Source organism: Rhizobium sp. R339 (assembly GCF_002211395.1).
Lineage (GTDB): Bacteria > Pseudomonadota > Alphaproteobacteria > Rhizobiales > Rhizobiaceae > Rhizobium.
In genome coordinates this window covers 251,013-266,996 of sequence record NZ_LOKV01000001.1, presented here as the reverse complement: position 1 = coordinate 266,996, position 15,984 = coordinate 251,013, and the positions used below count along the sequence as shown (strand labels likewise).

The window sequence follows — 15,984 nt, the reverse complement described above, 5'->3', positions numbered from 1 at the left end:
TGAAATATCAACTAGAACGACTATAACGCCAAGGCTTTTAACAAGGTTTTAACCATAAATTTGCGCCGCGAAATTTTGCACGCCGGCTCGATGAGCCGAAATACCTTCGATGGGCACTCCGATCCCGCAGAAAACTGAAAGAATGCCTCTATCGGCGGCGATCCCACGCGGTTCGATCAGCGCCTTGCCGCCTCGGCGCCCTTTGAAATCATGACGAAAATTTAATCCGGCAAGCGCTTGCGCGGCCATCGCTCCGCCGCGATCCGGGCGGAGTCTGGGGATGGCTTTATAGAAGCCGGTCCAAATCAAGGAAAATACCATGTCCGTTTTTCATAAGACCATGGCGACGGGCCTGATCGCGCTGACCTTTGCCGGCGCCTCGCTCGCCACCGCCACCACTGCCGATGCCCATCCGCGCGATGCCTTCTGGGGCGGCCTCGCCGCCGGCGTCGTCGGCGGCGCCCTGCTGTCGGAAGCCGCCCGCCCCGCCTACCCGGTTTATCCGGCCTACCCCGCCTATCGTCCCTATCCCGTCTACCGGACCTATTATCGGCCGTCCTATTGCCATATCGAATGGCGGCACGATCGCTGGGGCGAGCCCTATCGCGTGAAGGTCTGCCCGGAATAAAGATACTCGCATCCGGCGCCGCTTGACCTCCCGGCGGCGCCGGTCCAATCCTCCCACAGAGGGAGGATCAGCATGCCGGAACCGCTTAAGAACCTGCTGCACGAGGCGCTGGTCGGCGACATGGCCGATCGCATCGCCGCCAATGCGCTCTCCTTCGACAAGGCCCGTTTCGCGGTGCTCGCGACTGATGGCCTTGAGGCACTGGAGCTGATGGAGCGCTCTGCCCTGATCCGCGACGCGCTCTTCGCCACGCTTCCCGACGGTTTTCCCCAAGCAGCCGCCATCCTGAAGGCAAGCCTGCCTTCATCAGGCAGGCCCGGCCTGACTGGCTGGATGCTGCTGCCGGTCAACCAGTTCATCGCCGCGCGCGGCCCCGATCATTTCGAACTCGGCCTCGATCTCCTCAAGGCGCTGACGCCGCATTTCACCGCCGAATTCGGCATCCGTCCTTTCATCCATCGCGACCAGCAGCGGGCGCTGGCCAGCATCTCCGGCTGGGTCGGCGATCCCGACCGGCATGTACGCCGGCTGGCGAGCGAGGGAACACGGCCGCGCCTGCCCTGGGCCATGCGCCTGCCGCAACTTGTGAAAGATCCCGCGCCGATCCTGCCGATCCTGACCGCCCTGATGGACGATCCGGAGGACTATGTGCGCCGCTCGGTCGCCAACAGCCTGAACGACATTGCCAAGGATCATCCCGATCTCGTCGCCGCCTTCATCGCAACCCACATCGACACCGCTTCGCCCGAGCGCCGCCGGCTGCTGAAACACGCCTCTCGCACGCTCCTGAAAAAAGGCCATGCGCAGGCGCTCGCTAATTTCGGCTTCGGCGCGGCGGCCGCGCTGACATGCGAACTGCGCCTTCTCAGCAGCGAGGTCATGTTCGGCGAAGGGCTGGATTTCGAGATCCGCGTGACCAATGCCGGCGAGATCGAGCACGCGCTGATGATCGACTACGCCATCCACCACGTGAAGGCCGACGGCTCGCTGTCACCGAAGGTCTTCAAGTGCAAGACGATCACGCTGGCGCCCGGGCAGAGCCAGGCGATCGAGCGCCGCCACGCCATGCGGCCGATCACGACCCGCCGCTATTATCCCGGGCAACACCGCATCGCCATCCTCGTCAATGGTGCCGAAAGCGCATCGGAAAGCTTCGTCCTCAGAATGCCGTCGATGGATGCCGGTTAACGGTTTTTGTGCACTGCACTTGACTTTGTGAGTGAATTAGCCCAAATGCGGCTTAGCTTTCACCCTTCCGGCCGCCGCGTGAGCGTGCCCCTGCTAAAAAATACGAGAAGCAGGAAGAAGGGACAAAAGCGCATTTCGATAGAGCGCCGCACTCCCATCAGCGGCCAGAAGCGCTGGAAAGCTTTTTCCAACTTGCAAGTTCCCACTTCACGCGGGGTTCTTGACGCCAGAATGAAACCGGGTCGCATGGTGCGCTCCGGCGATCGTTGTGGCGCCCCGAAAGGTTATGCCTTGACCAATTTTGAATCGCTTGGTGTCTCCAAGCCGATCGTCGCTACCTTGTTCCAGCTCGGCATCGAAACGCCGACGCCGATCCAGGAACAGGCCATTCCTCTTCTCATCGCCGGCCGCGACTTGATCGGCCTTGCCCAGACCGGCACCGGCAAGACCGCCGCCTTCGGCCTGCCGCTTATCGAAAAGCTGCTCGCCGACGAGCGCCGTCCCGACAACCGCACGACGCGGACGCTGATTCTGGCGCCGACGCGCGAGCTGGTGAACCAGATCGCCGACAATCTGAAGAAGTTCATCCGCAAGTCGCCGCTGCGCATCAATGTCGTCGTCGGCGGCGTGTCGATCAACAAGCAGCAGCTGCAGCTCGAAAAGGGCACCGACATCCTGGTCGCCACCCCCGGCCGCCTGCTCGATCTCGTCAACCGCCGCGCCATCACGCTGACGACGGTGCGTTATCTCGTGCTCGACGAAGCCGATCAGATGCTCGACCTCGGCTTCGTGCATGATCTGCGCAAGATCGCCAAGCTGGTGCCGAAGAAGCGCCAGACCATGCTGTTTTCGGCCACCATGCCGAAGGCGATCGCCGATCTCGCCGGCGATTATCTCGTCGACCCCGTCAAGGTCGAAGTGACGCCGCCCGGCAAGGCTGCCGACAAGGTCGAGCAGTACGTCCACTTCGTCGGCGGCAAGAACGACAAGACCGAGCTGCTGCGCAAGTCGCTGACCGAAAACCCGGACGGCCGCGCCATCGTCTTCCTGCGCACCAAGCACGGCGCCGAGAAGCTGATGAAGCATCTCGACAATATCGGCTATTCCGTCGCTTCGATCCACGGCAACAAGAGCCAGGGCCAGCGCGAGCGTGCGCTGAAGGCCTTCCGTGACGGCAGCATCAAGACGCTGATCGCCACCGACGTCGCCGCCCGCGGCATCGACATCCCGGCCGTCAGCCACGTCTATAATTACGACCTGCCTGAGGTGCCCGACGCCTACGTCCATCGCATCGGCCGCACCGCGCGCGCCGGCCGCGACGGCATCGCGATTGCCTTCTGCGCGCCCGACGAAGCCAAGCTGCTGCGCGATATCGAACGCCTGATGGGCATCGACATCACGGTCGCAAGCGGCGAACCGCCGGCCAATATCAGCAACGCCGGTCCCCGCCGCGGCAACGGCAATGGCAACAACCGCAATCGCGGTGGCGGCCAGGGTCGCGAGGGTCAGGGTCGTGGCGATCAGAACCGCTCGGAGCATCGCGGCAGCCGCCAGGAACGCCGCCCGCGTCCCGAACGCACAAGCCGCAACGAGGATTTCCGCGGCCAGCGCCGCGGTGAAGCCACCCCCAATCTCGGCCCCGACAACGATCTGGTCTCGACCTCCGACTTCCGCCCCTCGGCAAAGCCGCAGCGTCCCACCCATGCCAATGGCGAGCCGAGCGGTCATCACCGCGGCAACGGCCGCCACGCCCACGGCCGCCCGGCCCGCAAGCATGGCGAAGACCGCAGCCAGCACCAGACCCAGGGCGGCGAACCGCGCCGCGAGGGCAATGGCGGCAACCGCCGCGGCGGCTCCGGCTCCCGCAATGGCGGCCAGCGCCGCGAACGCGCCTGATCATCGATTGATTGAAAAGTGGAAAGGCCGGGGAAACCCGGCCTTTTTGCTGTCTACGCTACGCCTTAACAGGCGTCCGCCGCTCGGCTGCCTTGCGGTTCGTCAGATAAACGCCAGCCACGACGACCACCGTGCCGACAATCAGCGGCAGGGTCAGCGGCTCCCCGAAGGCGATGAAGGCTTCCAGCGCGACGGCCGGCGGCATCAGATAGATGAGCGAGGCGGCGCGGGAGACCTGCCCCCGGCGGATGAGGTAGAGCAGCAGCCCGACACCCCCCATCGACAGACCGAAGACCGACCATATGAGCGCGCCATAGGCCTGCGCGGAACCATCGAAATGCTGCTGCTCGAAGATCAGCGACAGTGGCAGGGTCAGGATCAGCGCGCCGACATATTGCAGTGTCGCGATGGTCCTGAGGTCACCGGACTGCAGGTGTTTCTTCTGGTAGAGCGTGCCGTATGTGACGGAGCCCATGGCGATGAGGTTGATCACCAGCGGCAGCGCCGCATGGCTGAGATCTGATGTCGCCGGATCGAGGAGTTTCGGCGAAATCGCGATGGCGATGCCGATGAAACCGAGGCCGAGGCCGAACTGTTGGCTCTTCTGCAACCGCTCGCCGACGAGGAAGGGAGCCGCCATCGCCGTCAGCAGCGGCTGCAGCGCCGCGATGATGCCCGATATGCCGGCCGGCACGCCATTGGCGATCGCCCACCAGAGCCCGCCGAGATAGAAGCCGTGCAGGAAGAAGCCGGAATAGATGGCACGCAGCCACGTGGCCCGGCTCTTCGGCCATTGCGCCCGCATCACCAGACAGAGCGCCAGGAACGCCAAGGCCGACAGCGCGTAGCGTATCGAAAGGAAGGTAAAAGGCTCGGAATGCAGCGCGGCATATTTCGCCACCACCCAGCCCGTGGACCAGAGGAAAACGAAGACGGCGGGGGCAAAGCGGTCGAGAGACATGGGGCGGCTCGTGCAAAAAGAGATCGCCGTGCTGATAGCCGCAGCCGAAGGGCGCGGTCAAAGGCGAAGCATTGATGCTTATTTGAAATTTCGTTGATGGTTGGAGTAGGTGGACGAAGCTGCCGGCAGTTTGATAATATGCAAAGTGCAGCGAAGGATTACCAGCAGTCCTACACGCTCCCTCATTCCTGTGCTCGTCACAGGAATCCAGTGCGTCCAAGTCCTTGGGCGCAGGAGACCCTGCCTCAGCGCATGAGAGGGTCATTCACCGCGCCGACGCGCGGTGGCTGGATTCCTGTGACGGGCACAGGAATGAGGGTGGGTGAGGACACGTCGGCGTCCATTACGCCATGGCGGCCGGACGAAAAACCGCCAGTTGCCCAAATTTTGCGCTACCTTTGCAAAACACCATTTGCCCAATCACTTCAAACACCCGAAAACTCCCATCTTTCCCGCACCGCAAAATCTTTTCCTCGAACTGCGCATGGTTCTTGCATTGCAATTTGCGTTGTATTCAAATGAACAAAAAAGGGGAGCCGCACCTTTGGCATTTGATGAAATGATTACCGGGGACGAAAGTCCTCGTCCGCCTTATGAAAAATATTTCGAGTGGTACAACAGCCAAGATCGGGCGCATCTGATTGCCAAGTCCCGCGATGCGGAGAACATCTTCCGGAAGACCGGCATCACCTTCGCGGTCTACGGCCATGCCGACAGTTCCGAAAAACTCATCCCCTTCGACATCATTCCCCGCATCATCTCGGCCCGCGAATGGCGCAAGCTCGCCCAGGGCATCGAGCAGCGGGTGATCGCGCTCAACGCCTTCCTGGACGATATCTATCATAAGCAGGAGATCATCCGCGCCGGCCGCGTTCCGCGCGAACTTATCGAAAACAATGTCGCCTTCCTCTCCGAGATGATCGGCTTCCGCCCGCCCGGCGGCGTCTACACCCATATCGTCGGCACCGACATCGTGCGCACCGGCGAAGACCAGTTCTACGTGCTGGAGGACAATGCCCGCACGCCTTCCGGCGTCAGCTACATGCTGGAAAACCGGGAAACCATGATGCAGATGTTCCCGGAACTCTTCCATGAGAACAAGGTGCAGCGCGTCGAGGACTATCCCTATCTGCTGCGCCAGAGCCTTGCGTCGCTCGCCCCTCCCGGCTGCACCGGCAAGCCGCGCGTCGCGGTTTTGACCCCCGGCATCTACAATTCCGCCTATTACGAACATTCCTTCCTCGCCGACATGATGGGCGTCGAGCTGGTCGAAGGCTCGGATCTGCGCGTCATCGACGGCAAGGTGAAGATGCGCACGACCCGCGGCTACGAGGCGATCGACGTGCTCTACCGCCGCGTCGACGACGACTTCCTCGATCCCCTGACCTTTCGTGCCGATTCCGCGCTCGGCATTCCCGGCATCATGGACGTCTACCGCTCCGGCAACATCACCATCGCCAACGCGCCCGGCACCGGCATTTGCGACGACAAGGCAATCTATTCCTATATGCCTGAAATCGTCGAATTCTACACCGGCAGCAAGGCGCTGCTCGAAAACGTGCCGACCTGGCGCTGTTCGGAAGCATCGAGCCTGAAATACGTGCTGGAGCATCTGGAAGAGCTGGTCGTCAAGGAAGTGCACGGCTCCGGCGGCTACGGCATGCTTGTGGGACCGACGGCCTCGAAGAAGGAGCGCGCTGATTTCGCCGAGAAGCTGAAGGCCAAGCCGAACAATTATATCGCCCAGCCGACGCTGTCCCTCTCCACCGTGCCGATCCTCGTCAACAAGGGGATTGCGCCGCGCCATGTCGATCTTCGTCCCTATGTGCTCGTCTCTGACAAGGTTCAGATCATTCCGGGCGGGCTCACCCGCGTCGCCCTGAAACAGGGCTCGCTGGTGGTCAATTCCAGCCAGGGCGGCGGCACCAAAGACACCTGGGTATTGGAGGACTGATGCTCGGAAGAACTGCAAACGGTCTCTACTGGATGTTCCGTTACATAGAGCGTGCCGAAAATATTGCCCGCCTGGTCGATGCCGGTCTGCGCATGTCGCTGACCCGCAGCAGCGCCGGCGACGACAACTGGGACGGCGTGCTGCAAAGCGCCGGCGTTCGCGAGGCCTATGACGAGGGCCACGCGAAGCTGACCAACGCCGATGCGATCGATTATCTGCTGCGCGATCGTTCCAACCCGTCGAGCGTCATGTCCTGCATCGATTCCGGCCGCAACAATGCCCGCATGGTCCGCACCGCGCTGACGCGGGAGACCTGGGAGGCGACCAACGAATGCTGGATCGAGCTGAAATCGCTGCTCGAAAAGCGGGTGAAGGCCGCCGACCTGCCCGAGGTGATCGACGTCATCAAGCGCCGCGCCGGCCTTATCCGCGGCGCCTTCCACGGTTCGACGTTGCGCAACGAGCTCTATAACTTCGCCCGCATCGGCACTTTCATCGAGCGGGCCGACAATACGAGCCGCATCCTCGATGTGAAATATTACGTGCTGCTGCCTTCCGTCTCGGCCGTCGGCTCCTCGCTCGACAACGTGCAGTGGGAATCGATCCTGCGCTCGGTCTCCGCGCACCGCGCCTATAGCTGGGCCTATGACGGCGAATACCGGGCGATGAACATCGCCGACTTCCTCACCCTCAATGTGCAGATGCCGCGTTCGCTGGCCTATTGCTACGAGAAGATCGTCAGCAATCTCGGCTATCTCGCCCAGGATTACGAGGCGCGGCTGCCTGCCCACGATACCGCCGATGCGATCCGCACCACGCTGCAGACCCGGGCGATCCGCGACATCATGGATCAGGGTCTGCACGAGTTCCTCGAGGATTTCGTCTCGCGCAACAACCAGCTCGGCATGGAAATTTCCGACGGCTACCGGTTCTACGTTTAAGCGGATCAGAAAATGAGACTGAAAATCAGCCACCTCACCGAATACCGCTACGACGAACCGTCGAAATTCTCCCTGCAGCGGCTGCGGCTGACGCCGCCGACGACATCCGGACAGCAGGTGCTCGGCTGGTCGCTGAAGGTCGAGGGCGCCACCCCAGAAGTGGAATATGACGATCAGTACGGCAACCACGTCAATCTGGTCTCGCTGGAAGGCGAGCAGCAGATGACGCGCATTCTCGCCGAGGGCGAGGTCGAAACGGCAGACCTCAACGGCGTCACCGGCCCGCATACCGGCTTCTGCCCGCTCTGGCTCTTCCTGCGCGAGACGCCGCTGACCAAGAGCGGCAAGCTGGTGAAAGAGCTGATCAAAGGCGTCAACGGCGATAACCAACTCGCCCGCATGCATGCGCTGATGGCCGCCATTCATGAAACGGTCGATTACAAACCCGGGACCAGCGATACGGCGACGACGGCGGAACAGGCGCTGGAGAAGAAGAGCGGCGTCTGCCAGGACCATGCGCATATCTTCGTTACCGCCGCCCGCGCCCTGCAGGTGCCGGCACGTTATGTCTCCGGCTATCTGATGATGGAAGAGAAGGTCGAACAGGCCGCGACCCATGCCTGGGCCGAGGCGCATATTCCCGGCCTCGGCTGGGTCGGCTTCGATCCGGCCAACGAGATCTGCCCGGACGCGCGCTACGTCAGGACCGCCTCCGGCCTCTGCTACCGCGACGCCGCGCCGATTTCAGGCATGCGCATCGGCACGCCGGGCGAAACCCTGTCGGTCACCGTCAAGGTGGAGGATGGCGGCCAGATGCAAAGCCAGAGTCAGAGCTGAGGGCTCCGAAGGACAGAACGCGGCCTCTCGTTTCCCCCTTCTCCCCTCGGGGAGAGCGGCGCTGGTCTTTCAAGAACGCCTATCATGCGTCGACCGCGCCGGTGAATCTGCGTCTAGGTAGGTATGCCGGCGGCTTGGCGGAATAGCATGTGGAAAAGGCACTTCATGTAGCCCCCTCATCCGCCTGCCGGCACCTTCTCCCCAAGGGGAGAAGAGATTTGCCGCAGCCTCTCCTTCCCTCGTACGCTCTCGCAGCACGTACTCTCGCGCCCGCGAGCATGACTAAGGAATAGCTTCGCGCTTCGCAAACAGCCAAAGGCGGGGCTCTCACCCCGCCTTTTCAACGATCCCAATCTCGGATGCGTTCAAGCTCAGTGGCTGTCCTTGCCGACAGCGTTTCCGCGACATCCCTTGAGGAAGTCGAGGTCGGCGCCGGTGTCGGCGCCTTCGACATGCTGCTGATGCAGGAAGGCATAGCCCGATGTCGGCAGGTCGTGGTTCGGCTGCCATTCCGCGAGACGCCGCGCCAGTTCCTCGTCTGATATGTCGAGATGCAGGCGGCGGTTCGGCACGTCGAGCTCGATCATATCGCCGTTCTTGACGACCGCGAGCGGTCCGCCGACAGCGGCTTCCGGAGAAGTGTGCAGCACGACGGTGCCGTAGGCCGTTCCGGACATGCGGGCGTCGGAAATGCGCACCATGTCGAGGATGCCCTTCTTCAGCACCTTGGGCGGCAGCCCCATGTTGCCGACTTCGGCCATGCCGGGATAGCCCTTCGGCCCGCAGTTCTTCATGACCATGACGCAGGTCTCGTCGATGTCGAGGCTGTCGTCGTTGATCTTGGCCTTGTAGTCGTCGATGTCCTCGAACACGACAGCCCTGCCCCGGTGCACGAGGAGATGCGGCGAAGCGGCCGACGGCTTCAGCACCGCGCCCTTCGGCGCGAGATTGCCGCGCAGCACGACGATGCCGCCGGACGACGTCAGCGCCTTTTCAGCCGGCAGGATAACATCCTCGTTCCAGTTGATGACTTCCTTGACCTCGTCCCAGACGGTTTCGCCGGAGACCGTCAGCGCATCCTTGTGCAGCAGGCCCGCCTCGCCGAGGCGCTTCAGCACGACAGGCAAGCCGCCGGCATAGAAGAACTCTTCCATCAGGTACTTGCCCGACGGCATCAGGTTGACGATTGTGGGTACGTCGCGGCCGCAGCGGTCCCAATCATCCAGCGTCAGATCGATGCCGACACGGCCGGCGATGGCGAGCAGATGGATGACGGCATTGGTCGATCCGCCAATCGCCGCATTGGTGCGGATGGCGTTCTCGAAGGCCTGCTTCGTCATGATGTCGGAGGGCTTCAGATCGTCCTTGACCATCTGCACGATGCGACGGCCGGTTAGCTGCGCCATGACCTTGCGGCGGGAATCGACGCCCGGGATCGCGGCATTGCCGGACAGCGCCATGCCGAGCGCTTCGGCCATCGACGCCATCGTCGAGGCGGTGCCCATGGTGTTGCAGGTGCCCGAAGAACGGCTCATCGACGCTTCCGCCTCGAGGAATTCGGCCTGCGTCATCTCGCCGGCCTTCACCATTTCGGAGAATTTCCACAGATGCGTGCCGGAGCCGACGCGCTCGCCGCGGAAATAGCCGTTCAGCATCGGGCCCCCGGTGACGACGATCGACGGCAGGTCGACGGAGGCGGCCCCCATCAGCAGCGACGGCGTGGTCTTGTCGCAGCCGACGAGCAGCACGCAACCGTCCATCGGTTGGCCGCGGATCGCTTCTTCGACGGCGAGAGCGGCGAGGTTGCGATACATCATCGCCGTCGGGCGGAAGGTGTTTTCGGAGGCCGAGAACACCGGCACCTCGAGCGGGAAGCCGCCGGCTTCCCATACGCCCGCCTTCACCTTCTCGGCGAGTTCCCGGAGATGACCGTTGCACGGGGTCATATCCGACCAGGTGTTCAGGATGCCGATCACCGGCCGTCCATCGAACAGGTCGTGCGGATAACCCTGGTTCTTAAGCCAGCCGCGGTGATAAATCACGTCGCGGCTCGTGCCGCCGTACCATTCCTGCGATCTCAGCCGGCGCGGCCATTCCGCTTTCTTTTTCATCATCTCTGTCCTTCAGGATACTCCCGGACCGCCTCGCACGGCCCGGGTCATCATGCTTGTCTCAAGCCAGCGTGTAGGCCGTCTTGACCGTTGTGTAGAACTCGGCGGCGTATTTGCCCTGCTCGCGCGGACCGTACGACGAACCCTTGCGGCCACCGAACGGAACGTGGAAATCGACGCCTGCCGTCGGCAGGTTGACCATGACCATGCCGGCTTCCGAATTGCGCTTGAAGTGCGTCGCATGTTTCAGGCTGGTCGTGGCGATGCCGGCCGAAAGCCCGAATGGCGTGTCGTTGGCGATGGCGAGCGCCTCGTCGTAATCCTTCGCCCGGATCACCGAGACCACAGGTCCGAAGATCTCCTCGCGCGAAATGCGCATCTGGTTGGTCGCTTCGGTAAACAGCGTCGGCTGCAGGTAGAAGCCGGGCGTGTCGCGGGAAATCACCTCGCCGCCGAAAGCGAGCTTGGCGCCTTCCTTTTTGCCGATCTCGATATAGTCGGTATCGGTCTTCAGCTGCCGCTCGTCGACGACGGGACCGATATGGGTGCCGGCCTTCAGCGCATTGTCGACGACCAGCGTCTTCAGCTTCTCGGTCAATGCGGCGACGAACTTGTCGTGAATGCCTTCGGTGACGATCAGGCGCGACGATGCCGTGCAGCGCTGGCCGGTCGAGAAGAAGCCGGAATTGGCGGCGGCCTCGACGGCGACGGAAAGATCGGCGTCGTCAAGCACGACCATCGGGTTCTTGCCGCCCATTTCGAGCTGGAACTTGCGGTTATGCTCGATGGAGGCGGCGGCAACGCGCCGGCCGGTGCCGGTGGAACCGGTGAAGGTGATGCCGTGAACGTCGGGGCTTTCGAGCATGGCCTGGCCGACGACCGAGCCCTTGCCCATCACGAGGTTGAGAACGCCCTTCGGCAGGCCTGCGCGATGCAGGATATCGACGATCGCCCAGGAACAGGCGGGCACCAGCTCGGCTGGCTTGAAGACGATGGTGTTGCCGTAGGCGAGCGCCGGCGCGATCTTCCAGGCCGGAATGGCGATCGGGAAGTTCCAGGGCGTGATGATGCCGATGACGCCGAGGCCCTCGCGGGTGATCTCCACGCCGATGTTCGGGCGCACCGACGGGATGACCTCGCCGGCGAGCCGCAGGGCTTCGCCTGCGAAGAATTCGAAGATCTGCGAAGCGCGGATGACTTCGCCGGTCGCCTCAGGCAGGGTCTTGCCTTCCTCGCGGGCAAGCAGCGCGCCGAGCTCGTCCTTGCGCGCCATGATCTCGTCGCCGGTCTTCTTCAGGATGACGTGGCGTTCCCAGATGCCGGAGCGCGACCAGGCCGGGAAAGCGGCCTTGGCGGCGGCGATGGCATTGCGGGTATCTTCTGCACTGCCATCGGCATAAAGACCGACGACCTCGTTCGTATCCGACGGGTTGATGTTCTTCGTCGCGTTCGTGCCGACCCATTCGCCGGCGATCAGGTTTTGATAAATGGTCATGGGCTCAACAAGCCTCCTTTACCGTTTACAAACACGGCCCGGCCGCGGACGCGGCCCGGCCTCGAAAATCAGAGCTGCTTGACGGCAATCTCTTCTTCGGCCGCCACCTTCAGCGGGTTGCGCAGCGGCAGGCCGAATTCGGCGACTTCGATCTCGAAAAGGTCGCCCTCTTCCGTCTTGATGCCGTCGGCAAAGGAAAGCGTCGCCGTGCCGAACATATGGACATGCACATCTCCCGGAACCCGGAACAGGCCATATTTGAAATGGTGATATTCCAGGTTGGCGAAAGTGTGCGACATGTTCGCCTCGCCCGATAGGAACGGCTTTTCGAAGATCACCTTGTCGCCGCGCTTGATGCGCGAGGTGCCACGGATATCCTCCGGCGCGGCGCCGATGCGGATCTCCGGACCGAAGCTTGCCGGGCGCAGCTTCGAATGAGCAAGGAAGAGGTAGTTGATCCGCTCGGTGACGTGATCGGAAAATTCGTTCGACAGCGCAAAGCCGATGCGGAGGGGCGAACCGTCCTTGGCGATGACGTAGATGCCGGCCATTTCAGGCTCTTCGCCGCCGTCGAGCGCGAAGGAAGGGGAGACGAGCGGCGCGCCGGGGGCTGCCGCGCCGTGGCCGTTGCCCTTGTAGAACCACTCGGGCTGAACCCCTTTTTCGCCGGCCTTCGGCTTGCCGTTCTCGAGGCCCATCTTGAACATCTTCATCGAGTCGGTCAGCGTTTCCTCGGCCGCCTCGGTCGTCTTCTTATGCATGGAATCGCGGGTGGCGGCCGAGCCGAGGTGGGTCAGGCCGGTGCCGGTCAGATGCAGGTGCGCGGCATCGGGATGGGTGATCGGCGGAAGGAAACGACCTTCCGCATAGGCCTTCTCCAGATCGACGGCGTCGCCGTATCCATGCGCTTCGATGACCGAGGCGAGCGACTTGCCGCCGTCTGCCGCTTCCATCGCCAACGCATAGACGCTGCCGGCATTCTTGACCGATTTGGCAGCGCCGCCCAGCTCGCGGACGGCGACGACGATCTCTCCGTTGGCACCCTTGATTTGCGAAATAAGCACGACTTCGATCCTTCTCGTTCCGGCGAAGACAGCAAAAGCTCCGCCTGTCCGGCTCCATGAAGAGCCGGAATCCATCTTTCATATGACTGCGAATGCCTGGACTGGCGCCTGTTGGCGCTCAGCCCTTGTTCTTGTTGTAAACGTCGAAGAACACGGCGGCGAGAAGCACCGCACCCTTGACCATCTGCTGGAAGTCGATGCCGAGGCCGACGATCGACATGCCGTTGTTCATGACGCCCATGATGAATGCGCCGATGACCGCGCCGGTGATCTTGCCGACGCCGCCGGAAGCCGAAGCGCCGCCGATGAAGCAGGCCGCGATCACGTCGAGCTCGAAACCGACGCCGGCCTTCGGCGTTGCCGAGTTCAGGCGAAGTGCCACGATCATGCCGGCAAGACCTGCGAGCACGCCCATGTTGACGAAGGTGTAGAAGCTCAGGCGCTGCGTATTGATACCCGACAGCTTGGTCGCCTTTTCATTGCCGCCCATGGCATAGATGCGGCGGCCGATCGTCGTGCGTTTGGTGACGAAGGCGTAGATCGCGATCAGCACCAGCATGACGACGAGAACGTTCGGCAGGCCCCTGTAGCTGGACAGGAGGTAGCCGAGCGCCAGAATGGCGACCGAAACGATCAGATTCTGGACGACGAAGAAGCCCATCGGCTCGACGTCGATGCCGTGGCTCTCATTCACCTTGCGGCGGCGCCAGGCGAGGTAGAAGAGGATGACCGGCAGGATGACCGTCAGGATCAGCGACGTCGACTGGACGGGCGTGCCGAACAGGTCGATCATGTCGCCCGGCAGGAAGCCGGTGCTGATGACCTGGAATTCCTTCGGGAACGGGCCGATGTTCTTGCCGTTCAGCACCGTCAGCGTCAGGCCGCGGAAGACGAGCATGCCGGCGAGTGTCACGATGAAGGACGGGATGCGGTGATAGGCGATGAAATAGCCCTGCGCCGCGCCGATAAAGCCGCCGACGATGAGACAAATCAATCCGGCGAGCCAGAAATTCATGCCCCATGAGACGGTGAAGATGGCCGCGAGCGCGCCGACAAAGGCGACGATCGAACCGACCGAAAGGTCGATATGCCCCGCCACGATGACGAGCAGCATGCCGAGCGCCATGATGACGATGAACGAATTCTGCAGAACGAGGTTCGTCAGGTTGACCGGCTTGAAGAGAATGCCGCCGGTGTAGAACTGGAAGAATACCATGATCGCGACGAGCGCGATGAGCATGCCGTATTCACGAATGTTGCCGCGGATGTAGTCGGCAACGGAAACGACGTTGCTTTCCTCGGTTGCTGGGTTGACCGGAGTCATTGTCTCTTCTCCCCTGAGCGCATGATAGCGCGCATGATGGTTTCCTGGCTTGCTTCTCCCTTCGGCAGTTCGGCGACGATGCGTCCTTCGTTCATCACGTAGATGCGGTCACAAGTGCCAAGCAGTTCGGGCATTTCCGATGAGATCATCAGAACGCCCTTCCCATCGGCGGCAAGCTGGTTGATGATAGTATAAATTTCGTACTTTGCGCCAACGTCGATGCCTCGGGTAGGCTCGTCGAGGATCAAAATCTCGGGATCGGAGAACAGCCACTTCGACAGCACCACCTTTTGCTGGTTGCCGCCGGAAAGATTGACCGTTTCCTGGAAGATGCCGTGCGAACGAATGCGCAGCTTCGACCGGTAATCCGTCGCGACCTTCATCTCCTTGATGTCGTCGATGACGCTGTTGTTGGAGATTCCTTCGAGATTGGCGAGCGTCGTATTGTGCAGGATCGTGTCGTTGAGCACGAGGCCGAGCTGTTTGCGGTCCTCGGTGACATAGGCAAGACCTGCGTCGATCGCCTTGCGCACGGTGCTGACATCAACGGCCTTGCCGTCGACGAAGACTTCGCCGCTGATCTTGTGCCCATAGGACTTGCCGAAGACGCTCATGGCGAATTCGGTGCGGCCCGCACCCATCAGGCCGGCGATGCCGACGACCTCGCCCTTGCGGACGTTGACGTTGATGTCGTGCAGCACCTGGCGGTCGCGGTGATGCTGGTGATAGGCGTTCCAGTTCCTGACTTCGAAGATCGTCTCGCCGATCGGCACGGAGCGCGGCGGATAACGGTCGGCGAGGTCGCGGCCCACCATGTTCTTGATGATGATGTCTTCGCTGATCTCGTCGGCGTGACAGTCGAGCGTCTTGACGGTCATGCCGTCGCGCAGCACCGTGATCTGGTCGGCGACCTTGCGGATCTCGTTCAGCTTATGGGAAATGATGATCGAAGTGATGCCCTGGTTGCGGAACTCGATCAACAGATTGAGCAGCGCGTCGGAATCCTTCTCGTTGAGCGAGGCCGTGGGCTCGTCGAGGATGAGCAGCTTCACGCTCTTCGACAGCGCCTTGGCGATCTCGACGAGCTGCTGCTTGCCGACGCCGATATCGGTCACCAGCGTGTTCGGGGATTCGCGCAGGCCCACCTTCTGGAGAAGCTGCTTCGTGCGGTTATACGTCTCTTCCCAGCTGATGATGCCGCTCTTGGCGTTCTCGTTGCCGAGGAAGATGTTTTCCCCGATCGACAGCAACGGCACGAGCGCCAGTTCCTGGTGGATGATGACGATGCCGATTTCTTCGGAGTCCTTCAGCACTCTGAAGTGACGTGTCTCGCCTTCATAGACGATATCGCCTTCATAGCTTCCCGTGGGATAGACGCCCGAGAGCACTTTCATCAGGGTCGATTTACCGGCCCCGTTTTCGCCTACCAATGCGTGAATCTCACCCTTGCGAACCTTGAGGTTCACGTTCTCCAGCGCCTTGACGCCCGGGAACGTCTTGGTGATGCTCCGCATTTCTAGGATGGTGTTGTCCATAGTCAAAGTTCCAGCGCCTTGAGCCGCCGAGCGGCCTGGCGATCATAAAA

13 protein-coding genes are annotated in these 15,984 nt (G+C 62.1%); 6 read left to right on the top strand and 7 right to left on the bottom strand.

The window, feature by feature from the left end; genetic code table 11:
• Positions 1 to 48: 48 nt before the first annotated feature.
• Positions 49 to 321 (bottom strand): hypothetical protein, encoded by a 273-nt coding sequence (locus ATY76_RS01240; RefSeq protein ID WP_088672959.1) that lies wholly within the window; start codon positions 319 to 321, stop codon positions 49 to 51.
• Between ATY76_RS01240 and ATY76_RS01235 the strand changes: the two genes are divergently transcribed.
• The 3 genes from ATY76_RS01235 to ATY76_RS01225 all read left to right on the top strand — a co-directional run bounded on the left by ATY76_RS01235 (position 320) and on the right by ATY76_RS01225 (position 3,712).
• Positions 320 to 628 carry a hypothetical protein gene (locus ATY76_RS01235; protein WP_088672958.1) on the top strand — a complete coding sequence of 103 codons (309 nt, stop codon included), beginning with the start codon at positions 320 to 322 and terminating at the stop codon, positions 626 to 628. The genes ATY76_RS01240 and ATY76_RS01235 overlap by 2 nt on opposite strands.
• A gap of 72 nt (positions 629 to 700) precedes the next feature.
• Positions 701 to 1,816: a DNA alkylation repair protein gene (locus ATY76_RS01230; protein WP_088672957.1), complete on the top strand. Its 1,116-nt coding sequence runs from the start codon at positions 701 to 703 to the stop codon at positions 1,814 to 1,816.
• 246 nt (positions 1,817 to 2,062) lie between these two features.
• On the top strand, positions 2,063 to 3,712 hold the full coding sequence (locus ATY76_RS01225) for a DEAD/DEAH box helicase (RefSeq protein WP_088672956.1): 1,650 nt from the start codon (positions 2,063 to 2,065) through the stop codon (positions 3,710 to 3,712).
• 58 nt (positions 3,713 to 3,770) lie between these two features.
• On the opposite strand, the gene ATY76_RS01220 is transcribed toward ATY76_RS01225, so the two are convergent.
• On the bottom strand, positions 3,771 to 4,673 hold the full coding sequence (locus ATY76_RS01220) for a DMT family transporter (RefSeq protein ID WP_088672955.1): 903 nt from the start codon (positions 4,671 to 4,673) through the stop codon (positions 3,771 to 3,773).
• 544 nt (positions 4,674 to 5,217) lie between these two features.
• On the opposite strand from ATY76_RS01220, the gene ATY76_RS01215 reads away from it, so the two are divergent.
• Genes ATY76_RS01215 through ATY76_RS01205 form a run of 3 tightly spaced genes read left to right on the top strand, consistent with a single transcriptional unit; the run spans position 5,218 to position 8,405 of the window.
• The gene (locus tag ATY76_RS01215; RefSeq protein WP_088672954.1) at positions 5,218 to 6,627 is read left to right on the top strand and encodes a circularly permuted type 2 ATP-grasp protein; all 1,410 of its coding nucleotides are present in this window, start codon (positions 5,218 to 5,220) and stop codon (positions 6,625 to 6,627) included.
• The gene (locus ATY76_RS01210; RefSeq protein WP_088672953.1) at positions 6,627 to 7,568 is read left to right on the top strand and encodes an alpha-E domain-containing protein; all 942 of its coding nucleotides are present in this window, start codon (positions 6,627 to 6,629) and stop codon (positions 7,566 to 7,568) included. Before ATY76_RS01215 ends, ATY76_RS01210 begins: the two co-directional genes overlap by 1 nt.
• A 12-nt stretch (positions 7,569 to 7,580) precedes the next feature.
• Positions 7,581 to 8,405 (top strand): transglutaminase family protein, encoded by an 825-nt coding sequence (locus ATY76_RS01205; protein WP_088672952.1) that lies wholly within the window; start codon positions 7,581 to 7,583, stop codon positions 8,403 to 8,405.
• Positions 8,406 to 8,776: 371 nt separating this feature from the next.
• Here the strand turns inward: ATY76_RS01205 and araD are convergent, their stop codons facing one another.
• The 5 genes from araD to mmsA form a co-directional block, all read right to left on the bottom strand.
• Positions 8,777 to 10,516, bottom strand: coding sequence for an L-arabinonate dehydratase (gene araD / locus ATY76_RS01200; RefSeq protein ID WP_088673726.1), 1,740 nt, complete (start codon positions 10,514 to 10,516; stop codon positions 8,777 to 8,779).
• Between the two features lie 61 nt (positions 10,517 to 10,577).
• Positions 10,578 to 12,011, bottom strand: a complete 1,434-nt coding sequence (locus ATY76_RS01195; RefSeq protein WP_088672951.1) for an aldehyde dehydrogenase family protein — start codon at positions 12,009 to 12,011, stop codon at positions 10,578 to 10,580.
• A gap of 68 nt (positions 12,012 to 12,079) precedes the next feature.
• Positions 12,080 to 13,075 carry an AraD1 family protein gene (araD1, locus tag ATY76_RS01190; RefSeq protein WP_088673725.1) on the bottom strand — a complete coding sequence of 332 codons (996 nt, stop codon included), beginning with the start codon at positions 13,073 to 13,075 and terminating at the stop codon, positions 12,080 to 12,082.
• A gap of 118 nt (positions 13,076 to 13,193) precedes the next feature.
• Positions 13,194 to 14,399 carry a multiple monosaccharide ABC transporter permease gene (gene mmsB, locus ATY76_RS01185; RefSeq protein ID WP_088672950.1) on the bottom strand — a complete coding sequence of 402 codons (1,206 nt, stop codon included), beginning with the start codon at positions 14,397 to 14,399 and terminating at the stop codon, positions 13,194 to 13,196.
• The gene (mmsA, locus tag ATY76_RS01180) at positions 14,396 to 15,934 is read right to left on the bottom strand and encodes a multiple monosaccharide ABC transporter ATP-binding protein (RefSeq protein ID WP_088672949.1); all 1,539 of its coding nucleotides are present in this window, start codon (positions 15,932 to 15,934) and stop codon (positions 14,396 to 14,398) included. Before mmsA ends, mmsB begins: the two co-directional genes overlap by 4 nt.
• Positions 15,935 to 15,984: the final 50 nt, after the last annotated feature.